Below are 11,838 nucleotides of genomic sequence, written 5' to 3'. Positions count from 1 at the left end.
GAGGAGGAAAAGGATGAAGAGGATCAGGACCGTCAGCAGCGCGGTATGTCCGGTCTGCAGCTGAGCGGTTGGCACGATGAAAACGACGAGAAAGACGAGGACACCGATCGACCCGGTGCCCGCATCAGCTGATCGCCATTAGTTCGCTCCGGTGCGCCCAGAGCTGACGGAGTGTCCCGTGCGCATCGGGCGATCAGGTTTCTCCCAGGAACGCCCGTGCCCAGATCCGGTCCGCATGACCGGTGACGGGCCGGGCGCCTTTTCGGTCCCGCGTTTAACAAGGCGGAGCATCCGTCCCGGTTGATTGAAGTGCGAAACACGCATGGGAAGAGCGCTTGCACCTCGTTTGACCCCCGCCCGGGCCCTTGTTATAAGTGCGCGGATCGTGGCCGCGCCGCTCTCTTTCTATCGTTCGCTCACCATCCTTCAGCTGATCCTTCTGGGTTTTTCCCTGGTGACGCTGCCCCTTGCCTATGCCCTCGCGACGGCCCTGATTTCCGTGGACCGTCTGACCCATCAGGGTCAGCAGGCGGTCCTGGACGCGGTGCAGGCGATCCAGGCCAGCCGAACGATCATGGAGGATGTCACATCTCTCGAGCGCCATGCGCGTCAGTATCACGTGCTGGGTGATTCGGCCCTGCTGGACGCTTATGCGACGCGGCGCGAAAGTCTCGAAGAGGCGCTCGGTCGCATGTATCGCCTGGAATTGGGTACCCCTGTCTGGGAACAGCTACGACTGCTGGAGCGCCGTGAGGCCGACGCTTTCAGGGCGCTCAACGAAAGCGTGCCGGGAAGTGACGAGCTGCGCGCAGTGCTGGAGGACTTCGCCGCTTTCAACGATCTTGCGCGGGGGGTGTTTCAGGAGAGTACCCGCGCCGTTTCCCGGGAGGTGGAGGCCATGCAGGCGCAGGCCAACGAAGTGCGGCAGGAGCTGCTCTGGCAGGCCTCTGCCCTGATTCCCGCCGTGCTGGTGCTGGTGGTGGTGTTCACTGTACTCATCGTTCGGCCGTTGCGCCAGATCAACCGCTCCATTCACACCCTGGGTTCCGGGCGGTTCGATAACGCCATTCGCATTACCGGACCCCATGACCTGGTGGAGCTGGGCGAGCGCCTTGACTGGCTCAGGCGGCGACTGGTGGAACTGGAGCAGCAGAAGGTGACGTTCCTGCGCCATATCTCCCACGAACTCAAGACGCCGCTGACCAATATCCGCGAAGGCACCGAGCTCCTCACCGACCGTGTGGTGGGGGATCTGAACAGGCAGCAGGGCGAGATCGTGGAGATCGTGCGTGACAACAGTGTGCAGCTGCAGCATCTGATCGAGGATCTGATCAGCTTCAGTGTCGCCAACACGGCGCTGCCGGTCATCGAGTCCCGGCCCATCGACCTGGATGCCGTCATCACCGAACTGGCCGAACAGCACAAGCTGGCGGCGCGCGGCAAGGACGTGCGGATCGAACTGAACCTGAGTGGCGAGAGAGTGAACTCCGACCGGGAAAAGATCCGGGTTATTCTGGATAATCTCTTGTCCAATGCGATCAAGTTTACGGCGGAGCAGTCCTGCGTGAAGATCAGTACCGGTCAATCTGGGGAGCAGGTTTTCGTGGAGGTCCACGATCAGGGCCCCGGCATTCCAGGGGTGGAACGGGAGCGCGTCTTCGACGTGTTCTACCAGGGCGAGGCACGTCCCAGCGGGCAGCGCGCGCATGTGCGCGGCAGCGGCATGGGGCTCGCCATCGCCCGCGAATACGCCAAGGCCCTGGACGGACACCTGGAGGTCCTGGATGCCGAGTGGGGCGCGCGCCTTCGGCTGCTGTTGCCGCGGGACTGGGTGGCGCCTCCCGAGTCTCGTTCCGATGACGAACTGCGGGAGGGCACATGAGCCTCGCCCGCTCCATGGCGTTGTCGGGCATGGCGATCCTCACGTCCGGATGGCTGGCGGGCTGTGCCCTCACCGACGAGTCCCGCGACGGCCTGGAGTCCTGTCCGGAGGGGGCATCGGTGCAAGCGGCCTATCCCGCGGTCACTCATTGTGTGCCCGGCGCTCGTCACATGCATCATCTGGGGGAACTCATGGCTGAGGTGGCGGCCTTGTCGCAGCAGGGAGAGCAGGCGCTGCGGGATGCGCTGGCGGCTCCCGGCAACGAACCGCTGCGCAACGCGCTGCTGCACCTGGCGCTGGACGACAGTGATCACGAGAAGCAGGCCCTGGAATCCCTGGAGGCACACCTTTCCCGGGATATGACTCCCGATGGTGAAAAGCTTCTGGCCAGCCTGTTGCGTGACCAGATCCTTGCCCGCCAGGCCTTGCGATCGAGCCTGACCGGAGCCCGCACGGAGCGCGATGCACTGCAGCGTCAACTGGACGAACTGAAGGCTATCGAACAACAGATCCGGGATCGCTCAAGGGCACCCGAAACCGAACTGAACAGTCCGCCATGAACAACGAATGTGCACGCGTACTGCTTGTAGATGATGACGAGGGGCTTCTGCGCCTCCTGTCCATGCGGCTCGCCGCCGCAGGCTACGAGGTGAAGGCCGTGGGCAGCGGAGAGCAGGCCCTTGCGACCCTGCCCCAGTTTCAGCCGCACCTGGTGATCACGGATCTGCGCATGGACGGCATCGATGGCATGGCGTTGTTCGACGCCGTGCACAAGGATCACCCGGCCCTGCCCATCATCATTCTCACCGCCCACGGCACCATCCCCGATGCCGTGGAGGCCACGCGTCGCGGTGTATTCGGCTACCTGACCAAGCCCTTCGACAGTCAGGAGCTACTCGACTATGTCGATCGTGCTTTGCGCCTGGGCGGATTGGGGCGGGATTCCGGCAAACGGGCGGAGGACGGCGACTGGCGTGCCGGTATCATCAGCCGCAGTGCGATTATGGAGGAGGCCCTGCGCCAGGCGCGACTGGTGGCGGACAGCGAAACCAACGTGCTCATCCAGAGCGAAAGCGGCACAGGCAAGGAACTGCTCGCACGGGCCCTGCACCGGGCGAGCCGGCGCGCCGCCGGTCCGTTCGTGCCCGTCAATTGCAGCGCCATTCCCGAGACCCTTCTGGAGTCGGAACTGTTCGGACACAGCAAGGGTTCGTTCACCGGCGCCACCCAGAGCCGCAAGGGGCTGTTCGAGTCCGCCGACGGCGGCACCCTGTTCATGGACGAGGTGGGTGACATGCCGCTGGCGTTTCAGGCCAAGCTGCTGAGGGTGCTGCAGGAAGGTGAGATACGCCCGGTGGGCGCCAACCGTTCGGTGCCCGTGAACGTGCGCGTGGTCTCGGCAACCCACAGGGATCTGGAGGAGGCCGTCGAGGCCGGCAGTTTCCGCGCCGACCTGTACTATCGTCTCAACGTGGTGCGCCTGGACCTGCCGCCGCTTCGCGAACGTCGGGACGACATCCCGTTGCTGGTGCGCCATTTTCTGACAGAGATCAATGAACGCAACGGTCGGCGTATCGAGGGCTTCGCGCCCGATGCCATGGAAACACTGATGGCGGCGTCCTGGCCGGGTAACGTCCGCCAACTGCAGAACGTGGTGGAACAGGCTGCGGCGCTTAGCACCACGGAAATCGTACCCGCGAGCCTGGTGCAGCGGGCGCTGCGCTCGGATCCCAGCGGCGTACTGCCGTTGGCCGAGGCCCGTGACCGCTTCGAGCGCGATTACCTGGAAGAACTCCTGCAGATCACCGGCGGCAACGTGAGCAGCGCCGCGCGCCTCGCCGGTCGCAACCGCACCGAGTTCTACAAGCTGCTCAAGCGCCATCACCTCGAGCCGGAAATGTTCCGCGCGTCGTGACTGGGTCGCTTCAGGCATGGGCGTTTTCTAACCACGAAGCTCACGCAGAACTTCAAGAGCATTTCTCTCGCAAAGCCGCGAAGCCCGCCAAGAAACCTTAAAGCCTTATTAAAAAGAGATCCCTTTGGGGTTCTTGGCGGGCTTTGCGGCTTCGCGAGAGAAAATTGTTTTTCTTCGTGGTTAGACAGTCAGTTCGTTCCACCCAAAGCGTGCACAGTGGCGGAAGGTCGGCTATAGAAAACCTGTGAGACACGGGGACACCGGGGCCAATCATGGCGAACAACGACAGCACCGACCAGGTGGCACAGGAGATCCGCCAGATCGGATTCATCCGCTGGCACTCGCGCACGCTGATGCGGGCCCACCTGCACCTGATCACCTGCATTCTGGGCGTGGTGGTGATCGGAGTGGGGTTCGAGGCCTTCAGCGATCCGCAGGCGTGGTGGGAGTGGGTGCGGCGCTACGGCACGATGGGGTTAGGGGCCCTCCTGGTGATGTTCGGCTGGACCCATTATCTGGTGCGTATGCAGCGCGCCCAGCGCCGGGCTGATCGTGCCAACTGCCCCAAGTGCGGCGTCTACGGTTCGTTCGACGTGAAGATGCACGGCGAAACCCCCGCCGACGACGACGAGCCAGAGGACGATCAGGCCGCCGGCTGGATCCGCGTCGTCTGCCGCCGCTGCGGCGAGCAGTGGAATATCTGATCTGCTGATCTCAGAGTTGGTTTAACCACGAAGCTCACGAAGGACACGAAGAAAGAATAATTTTCTCTCGCAAAGCCGCGAAGAACGCAAAGAAGACCTTAAGGCCTTATCAAAAAGATATTCCTTGGGGGTTCTTGGCGGGCTTTGCGGCTTCGCGAGAGAAATGCCTTTTGGATTTCTTCGTGCTCTTCGTGAGCTTCGTGGTTAAAGAAAGCCGAGGAATCCTCAGCGCGCCGCCTTGGGGCCGAGCAGGAGCCAGAGGATGAAGCCGATCAGGGGGAGGATCAGGATCAGGACGATCCACAGTACCTTGGGGCCGACGCCGGCTCTGCTGGAAATGGTGGACACGATGGCCCAGATGTTGAGGATCAGCAGGATCAGGCCCAACAGGCCGGTGACCTCGATGCCCATTTTCTTCTCCTTGGAGATTGACGGGGCGCACCCTCTGGGGACCCTGTAATTGTACGCATGCTCCCCCTGACGGCCTCAGGGTCGTCAGCCCGGCGGTGCGTCTTGTGACCGCGGGTGATCCGGGAAAGCGGTGTTCAGCGGCGGGCGCCAAACAGCAACAGTACAATACCTACCGCTGCAGCCACGCCGCCGCCCACCAGGTAAGCGGTCGTGGTGTCGGAATATTGGCCGGTGACAGTCTGGCGCAGTTCCTCGCCGACTGTCTCGGTGGCCGAGAAGCCCATCCATAGCAGGATCCCGCCGCCGACCAGCAGGGCGATACCCAGGATTCGGGTCCAGTGCATCAGGCAGTGCCTCCACTCCGATTGCGTTTCCCAAGTATAGTGCCCGGGAATGACATCAGCGCTCCTGTTCCAGCGCATCGGCCAGATCTTCGGCGCTGACATGGCCGTACAGCACACGGCCCTTCGGGGTGACGATGGCCGGTGTCCCCATGAACCGGTTCCTGAGAGCGATGTCCAGCTGATCGTCCACGGCACTGCTCTGGCAGTTGTCCGGGTTCTCTATGGTGTTCCCCTGTTTTGCCCGGGTGATGGCGTCCTTGCGGTCGTCGCTGCACCAGACGGCATGCATCTGTTCCAGGGCGTTGTCGATAGAGGGGAAGGCCGCGTAGCGGATTTCGATATCGAACAGGAGGTAATCGTCCATCTCGGTGTGCAGACGGCGACAGAACGGGCAGTTCACGTCGGTGAAGACCGTCGCATGGTAGCGAGGTTCGCCGGGGCTGTAGATGATCAGGTCCGATTCCGGGATCTCTTCGACCTGCCGGGCCAGGTCTGGGTCGGCTGCCTGAGCGGCACTGAACCAGAGGGCCCCCAGGCAAATCAGCAGTGGCATGGCGATGCTTTTGACCATTGACTGTCTCCTGTGATCCGATGAAGCGTGCCCGCGGTCCGTCCCGGTCAGCGTACGGCTGCCGGCCACGGCAGGGCCGGCGCTTGCGATATCCTCTCCTGTGTGGCCGTATTGACCGACCGAGGTTCCCGTTACTTTGTCGACAGCGGGATGATGACAAGAGTTGAGACGTTGCGAAAAGTGTATTTCTTCCAGCTGAATAGAGGCTTAATGAACGCCCCAGAGCTTAACACGGGATTCGCGTATGGCGAATGTCGCCAGTCCGGGTGGCGGAGGGGCGCATGAAGCGCCGGCGCACCGATACCGGGCTGGTGCTTGTGGGGCTGGTGCTGGTGGCCGTGGGTGGCTACGTGCTGTTCAGCGGGGAGATCTGGCTCAGCCGGCTCACGGTCAGCGAGGGGCAGTCCATGACGGGTGTGGGCGCCCTGCTGGTGGGCGCCGTGTTCGTGGGGCTGGGCCTGTATTTCCTCTACGAGTCGCGTCGCTGAGCGGCGGGCGCAGGGTCAGCCGTCGTCGCGGATGGCCCATTCCACGGCGCGTCGCCGGCCTTCCTCCACCACCTCGGGCGACAGGCCTGCCTCCAGTTGCAGCCGCAGGCGTTTGCCGTAGGGGTCTCCGCCCGCGGCCGACAGGTTGGCCCACTTCACGGCTTCCGAAAGATCGGGCTCGAGGCCCTCGCCGTTGGCATACATCCGGCCCAGCCAGCCCTGAAGCCGGACATCACCCCGCTCGGCACCCAGGCGCGTAAAATGCAGGCCGCGCGCCGGGTCGTGGGGTACATGTCCGATGCCTTCCAGGTACAGCCGGGCCAGGAAGTAGCTGGCCAGCACCGGTTCCCGGGGCAGGGCGTTGATGAGAAGCTCTTCGGCCTCAAGGGCGCGTTCGGGGGACAGGCCGCCCAGGGCATCGGCGATCAGCACCGAGGCCAGGGCAATTCGGGCCGGGTGGAAACCGGCCTCGATGCCTTGGCGGAACCAGTCCTCGGCCCGCTCACGGTCCCTCGCGACGGGTTCGCCCCGAAGGTATGCCCAGCCCAGGCTCAGGGTGTGCTGCAGTTCCCCCGCGGCCACCGCCCGCTCGTACCAGTAGACTGCCCGATCACCCTGCCGCGCAACGCCGTACCCCTGCTGGTAGAAGTAAGCCAGGTGCGCCATGGCGCTGCCCGAGCCGGCCTCGGCGGCGGCGTGCAGCCAGAGCGCGGCCTGTTCCAGATCCGGGATCTCCCGGTCCAGATGTGCCCGGGCCGTCTCCTCCAGCGCATGCGCGGACAGCCCCGCAGACGCCTCCGTGCTCCAGGCGGCGGGCGCTTCGGCATGGACGTGCATGGGCGCCAGGAGGGCCAGGCACAGGATGAGCAGGGGGACGGCAGGCCGGTATTTCATGCCCCGGAAGCTTAAGGCGGGAATGTGACAGGCCAATGACAGGTTGGAAGTACGAAGTGGGAATTGGGAGTTGGGAAGGGCGAATTGGGAAGTGGGAAGCGGGGGTGCTACATTGATGGCACGACCCGTGTGGGCTTCGCACTTCCTACTTCCCACTTCCCACTTCCCACTTCAAGAGCCTAGATGCCCGACGACGTCAATCCATCCCGCCACCCGAAGTGCTTCGGAGGGGCGCAGGTCGCGGTCTTGCTGGGGCTGGCGGTGCTGGTCACGGCGCTGGTCAGCGTGTGGGTGACGCGCGCCTGGTTGCAGCCGGCGCCGCTGGAGCCGGTGGTCCTGAGTGACGTCGAGCGGCGCACGCTGGAAGGGAAGCTCGATGCACTGCAAGGAACCGCCGAGCCGCCCACGCCGGGCACACGCAGTCCCATCGTTGACCCCCAGGCCCGGGTTGAACCGCTGGTGGATCCGGATGCGCCCGGGGAACCGCTCATTCCGGAACTCTACAGCGAGGATCCCGCTGCGCGCGTCCTCTACTTCACGGAGCGCGAACTCAACGGGCTCATCGCGGGCCACCCGGACCTGGCCGGCCGGCTGGCGCTGCACCTGTCCGATGACCTGGTCTCGGCCACGATGCTGGTGACCGTGCCCCCGGACTTTCCGTTTCTCGCCGGGCGGCCGGTGCGCGTGAATGCCGGCCTGGGGCTGCGCCACGAGGCGGGCAGGCCAGAGGTGGTTTTGCGGGGGGTGAGCGTCATGGGGGTGCCATTGCCGGAAGCCTGGCTCGGCGGGCTGAAGGGGCAGGACCTGGTGGCCCTTTACGGGGCGGAACCGGGATTCTGGCGGGTGTTCTCCGACGGGGTCGCCGATCTGCGGGTTGAGGATGGGCGCCTGCGCGTGGAACTGGCTGAGTAGCCTGCATAGCGCATCGCAGCAGGAGAGCGGCGGAAGCAATCTTAAATAATGAGGTTCACAGCCATTCCATGGAATGTTTCTTGTATTTTCAGTATGTTGCGTGCCAGACGATGTCCGGCAGGTGAGATACGCGGGCTACCCGACTCGCGCGATGTCTGCTGTGCGTCCACCGGTCAGGTCAAGGAGATCCCGGGGTGCGAGCTCGATCTCCAGGCCTCTGCGCCCCGCGCTGACGTACACCGTGACGTGATCCAGGGCCGAACGGTCCAGCCATAGGGGCAGGCGGCGCTTCTGACCCAACGGGCTGATGCCGCCGACCACGTAGCCCGTGGCCCGCTGGGCATCCGCGGGCGATGCCATGGCCAAGCGCTTGCTTCCGTGGGCCGCGGCGAGGCGCTTGAGATCCAGCTGGGCGGTGACCGGCACGAGCGCCACCAGCAGACCCTCACTGTCATCCCTGGCCACCAGGGTCTTGAAGACCCGCTCGCCGGGCACCCTCAGCGCCTGGGCCGCCTCCAGACCGTAGGAGTCGGTCCCCGGGTCATGTTCATAGGCATGGAGGGTGTGCCGGATGCCGGCTCTTTGCAGCGCCATGACCGCGGGCGTCACGAGGAGGCACTCCTGTCCGGAATGCCGTGACGGATCAGCCCGGCCAGCAGGAGATACAGCAGCCAGCCATTGAGCACGTGCCACAGGAAGTGGGTGCCGACCGGTACCAGGTCGCACAGCAGCGGGTCCGCGATCCGGAAGCCGAGGGACACGGCGAACAGCGCGCCGAAACCCAGGTAATCGCGCCAAAGCGGGTGATCCCGAAGCCGCAGTCCGGCGCCCATCAGCCACAGGAACAGGACCACCGGCAGGTAGCCCGCCGAATCATTGAGGGCCCCGGCCGGCGTTAGGTACAGCACCAGGAAGGTCAGTGCCTCGTAGGCGACGAACACCGCGATGATGGCGGGCCAGCCCAGGCGGGCCAGTCGCCACAGGAAGCTGAACAGGAAGACATGGATGAAGAACGTAATGGGCAGCGCGTCCAGCCAGAACGCCCAGGGCCGGGACACGGTATGCCAGAGCAGGCTGCCGATGCCGATCAAGGCCAACAGGGCGATGAGCAGGCCAATGTCGGCCTGATGCCGCCATGAGGCCCCGGGCTGGGCCCGCCAGCGCCGCCAGGCCAGCCAGGCGGCCGCCAGGAAGGCCGCATTGGTTACGGCGTTCAGGGGTTCGGCCAGTAGCCCGTCCGAAGCCCGTTCGCAGTAGGTGGGCAGATCCATGGCCGGGAGTGTACCGGGAAACATGGCAGGAAACCCCGGTATGGTGCGGTGGGGACACGCGGAGTTCCGGGTTGCCACCGGTCAAGAAAAAACCGGTTTCGAGCGGGTTTTTGGGCGATTTTGCGAACCCGTAGGCTTATCATGGGGCGCAATCAGTGATACGAGGGAGTCGATGTGTCCGGGCAACAGCCCCACAGACCGGTGCGTACCAACCGACCCGCGCGCCGACGGCTGTTCGTGGAGCTCATCCTGTGGATGGTGGGGCTGGGCCTCTTTGCGGGCATCGTGTTCCCGCCGTTCGTGGTCCTGCTGGGGGTTCCCACCGAGCTGGCCTTCTCGCCGCCCTTCTACGCCGCCTGCCTGTCTGCCGGCCTGCTGGTGGGGGTTTTCAACTTTCTGGTGACCTGCCGCGTGGTCAGGCCCCGCGTGAAGATGCTCTCCGAGGGCATGCAGCGCTTTCGTCAGGCCATGGTCGATGAGGAGGGCCCCGGGGTGGCGCATACCGGTGCCGCGGAACGCTTCCATGTGCCGGTGGACTCCCAGGATGAACTGGGCCGCGCGGCGGAATCCTACAACCGGCTGATCGACGTGCTGGTGAGCGCCCGGCGTATCGAGGAGTCGGTGCGCACCTTCTCCAACACACTGGCCTCGCAGCTCGACCTGGCACCGCTTTGTCGCGAGGCCCTGGGTGTGATGCTGGCCCGTACGGGGGCGCTGGCCGGGGCCCTGCTGGTGGTGCGCGAGGGCAGGCTGGAGTGCGCTGCTTCCTATGGCCTGGATGATCCCGACGGCCTCGTAGGGCGCAGCGACGTGCGCCATGCACTCGAGGATCTCAAGACCCGCCAGGTGGAGTCGCCGTCGGGCGTGTTGCTCACGGACGGCCCGGAAGTCTTCCCCAGGGAGATGTTGCTGTTGCCCCTGGAAGGCAAGAAGGGCGGCATGGGCATGCTGGTACTCGCCTCGCTGAGCTCGTTCACCCCCGAGGTCTTCCGCCTGCTTGATTTCTTCCGCCAGAGCCTCAAGCTTGCCCTGCAGAATGCCCTGAGTCACGAGCGCCTGGGCCGCATCGCGGCCATGGATTCCCTGACGGGATGCTACAACCGACGCATGGGCATGGAGCGGCTGACGGAGGAGTTTGCCCGCGCTGTGCGAAACGGCCAGCCCCTGGGTGTGATCATGTTCGACATTGACCATTTCAAGCCGGTCAATGACAACTGGGGACACCTGGCGGGGGATCGCATCCTGGTGCAGACGGCCCGCACGGCGGAACACGTGTTGCGCGACGGGGATGTGCTGGTGCGTTTCGGAGGTGAGGAATTTCTCATCATTCTGCCTGGTGCGGCCCAGCCGGAAGTGGAGGCCATTGCCGAACGGGTGCGCGCGGCGGTGGCCTCCATGGATCTGCGCGACGAGGGCCCGGCTCGCGTCACCGTGAGCCTCGGTGCGGGTTCCGTGCCGGCACAGGGCGTGGACAGCGCGGAGGTGCTGCTGGAGCAGGTGGACAAGGCCCTCTACGAGGCCAAGGCAGCCGGCCGTGACTGCGTGGTGTCGATGTCCACCGGGGAAGCGATCAGGGCCTGAACCCGGGCGTCTGTGTCCCAACGGCCGCTTTTGTGCAATGTCCGTATCAGCGCTGTCTCAGCAGTGTTTCCAGGTCACGGTCCGTCAGGTTGCCCAGATGGCGGAATCCGTCATCCCCCAGGGGTTGGAAGATACCCATGTCGCCCTCTTCCAGGCGCACGTCCGCGGCCTGCCGGATATTGAGGTTGTGACCCACCAATACCGTATTGGTGTCAGGATCCGGCGGTGGCGTGGCGAGCATCTCCCGAAGTGCGCTGATCAGTTGCGGTTTCCGGCCTGGCGGTGCGGGCGGCCAGTTGAACAGGTCTTCCTCGATCCGGTAGCGGCCGAAGGCCAGCTCCGCCGTGTCGATGTTGCGGCAGAACGGGCTGGAGATGACTTCACCCAGGGGTACACCGAGGGCGATCAGGGCCTCGCCCATCGCCCTTGCCTGTGCCCGCCCGGCCTCGGACAGGTTGCGTTGCAGCTCACAACGCGTCATATCGCTGAAATCCCGGTCGCGTTGGCTGCGATCGGTGATGGCGTGACGCCAGTAGATCACCAGCCCGCCATCGCGCAGTGACTCCAGCAGGGCGTCCCGTTCCAGCGTGTCCGCCTGGGCCGCGGTCGTCCATGCGGACAGGGCAACCAACACCATGCAGAGCCAGAACATTCTCAATGCCTTAACCCGCATAGCTCATCACCCTTCTGCTGCTTTCGCCGATCTGCGCGCCTTCACGGTGCACCTGCCGCACAGTAGGCGCGGCGTCCCCCCGCGAACAGCCGGGGCCTGATTAACATTGCTTCGGCCCGGAGGCGGGCCTCCTGCTCCCACTTTCCAACCAGAGCCTCCCCGATTACCCTCATTTGACCACTGACCACTGAC

Annotated in this window: 14 protein-coding genes; 7 read left to right on the top strand and 7 right to left on the bottom strand. The window is 64.7% G+C overall.

All coding sequences use genetic code 11. The annotated features are described in order from the left end of the window. Window positions 1-385: 385 nt before the first annotated feature. From B1C78_RS12145 to B1C78_RS12130, 4 genes are all read left to right on the top strand, one after another. Entirely contained in the window at window positions 386-1,882 is a 1,497-nt protein-coding gene (locus B1C78_RS12145) for a sensor histidine kinase (RefSeq protein ID WP_077279434.1), read from the top strand. Further along, a complete protein-coding gene (locus B1C78_RS12140) occupies window positions 1,879-2,442 on the top strand; it encodes a hypothetical protein (protein ID WP_139349918.1) in 564 nt (187 codons plus the stop codon). Before B1C78_RS12145 ends, B1C78_RS12140 begins: the two co-directional genes overlap by 4 nt. Continuing rightward, entirely contained in the window at window positions 2,439-3,797 is a 1,359-nt protein-coding gene (locus tag B1C78_RS12135) for a sigma 54-interacting transcriptional regulator (protein ID WP_077279432.1), read from the top strand. Before B1C78_RS12140 ends, B1C78_RS12135 begins: the two co-directional genes overlap by 4 nt. Before the next feature lie 272 nt (window positions 3,798-4,069). Continuing rightward, on the top strand, window positions 4,070-4,501 hold the full coding sequence (locus B1C78_RS12130; RefSeq protein WP_077279431.1) for a hypothetical protein: 432 nt from the start codon (window positions 4,070-4,072) through the stop codon (window positions 4,499-4,501). 225 nt (window positions 4,502-4,726) lie between these two features. Here the strand turns inward: B1C78_RS12130 and B1C78_RS12125 are convergent, their stop codons facing one another. The 3 genes from B1C78_RS12125 to B1C78_RS12115 all read right to left on the bottom strand — a co-directional run bounded on the left by B1C78_RS12125 (window position 4,727) and on the right by B1C78_RS12115 (window position 5,827). Next, window positions 4,727-4,912, bottom strand: a complete 186-nt coding sequence (locus tag B1C78_RS12125) for a PLDc N-terminal domain-containing protein (RefSeq protein WP_077279430.1) — start codon at window positions 4,910-4,912, stop codon at window positions 4,727-4,729. Window positions 4,913-5,046: 134 nt separating this feature from the next. Next, window positions 5,047-5,256 carry a DUF3185 family protein gene (locus tag B1C78_RS12120; protein ID WP_077279429.1) on the bottom strand — a complete coding sequence of 70 codons (210 nt, stop codon included), beginning with the start codon at window positions 5,254-5,256 and terminating at the stop codon, window positions 5,047-5,049. Window positions 5,257-5,311: 55 nt separating this feature from the next. Next, a complete protein-coding gene (locus B1C78_RS12115; RefSeq protein WP_077279428.1) occupies window positions 5,312-5,827 on the bottom strand; it encodes a DsbC family protein in 516 nt (171 codons plus the stop codon). Window positions 5,828-6,108: 281 nt separating this feature from the next. On the opposite strand from B1C78_RS12115, the gene B1C78_RS12110 reads away from it, so the two are divergent. Further along, window positions 6,109-6,315 (top strand): hypothetical protein, encoded by a 207-nt coding sequence (locus B1C78_RS12110; RefSeq protein ID WP_077279427.1) that lies wholly within the window; start codon window positions 6,109-6,111, stop codon window positions 6,313-6,315. A gap of 15 nt (window positions 6,316-6,330) precedes the next feature. Here B1C78_RS12110 and B1C78_RS12105 read toward each other — a convergent pair whose 3' ends face one another. Further along, window positions 6,331-7,209, bottom strand: a complete 879-nt coding sequence (locus B1C78_RS12105) for a tetratricopeptide repeat protein (protein ID WP_077279426.1) — start codon at window positions 7,207-7,209, stop codon at window positions 6,331-6,333. A 183-nt stretch (window positions 7,210-7,392) separates the two neighbouring features. Here B1C78_RS12105 and B1C78_RS12100 point away from each other — a divergent pair, with 183 nt between their 5' ends. Beyond that, a complete protein-coding gene (locus B1C78_RS12100) occupies window positions 7,393-8,121 on the top strand; it encodes a hypothetical protein (protein WP_077279425.1) in 729 nt (242 codons plus the stop codon). Between the two features lie 135 nt (window positions 8,122-8,256). On the opposite strand, the gene ybaK is transcribed toward B1C78_RS12100, so the two are convergent. Beyond that, a complete protein-coding gene (ybaK, locus tag B1C78_RS12095; protein WP_217698034.1) occupies window positions 8,257-8,730 on the bottom strand; it encodes a Cys-tRNA(Pro) deacylase in 474 nt (157 codons plus the stop codon). Continuing rightward, window positions 8,727-9,416 carry a ceramidase domain-containing protein gene (locus B1C78_RS12090; RefSeq protein ID WP_245795416.1) on the bottom strand — a complete coding sequence of 230 codons (690 nt, stop codon included), beginning with the start codon at window positions 9,414-9,416 and terminating at the stop codon, window positions 8,727-8,729. Before B1C78_RS12090 ends, ybaK begins: the two co-directional genes overlap by 4 nt. A gap of 150 nt (window positions 9,417-9,566) precedes the next feature. On the opposite strand from B1C78_RS12090, the gene B1C78_RS12085 reads away from it, so the two are divergent. Further along, the gene (locus B1C78_RS12085; RefSeq protein ID WP_245795415.1) at window positions 9,567-10,973 is read left to right on the top strand and encodes a GGDEF domain-containing protein; all 1,407 of its coding nucleotides are present in this window, start codon (window positions 9,567-9,569) and stop codon (window positions 10,971-10,973) included. 46 nt (window positions 10,974-11,019) lie between these two features. Here the strand turns inward: B1C78_RS12085 and B1C78_RS12080 are convergent, their stop codons facing one another. Continuing rightward, window positions 11,020-11,625, bottom strand: coding sequence for a histidine phosphatase family protein (locus tag B1C78_RS12080; protein ID WP_077279424.1), 606 nt, complete (start codon window positions 11,623-11,625; stop codon window positions 11,020-11,022). Window positions 11,626-11,838: the final 213 nt, after the last annotated feature.

The organism is Thioalkalivibrio denitrificans, assembly GCF_002000365.1.
Classification (GTDB): Bacteria; Pseudomonadota; Gammaproteobacteria; order Ectothiorhodospirales; family Ectothiorhodospiraceae; genus Thioalkalivibrio_A; species Thioalkalivibrio_A denitrificans.
Note: the sequence above shows the minus strand (reverse complement) of the source record. Positions and strands in the feature narration are given on the sequence as shown.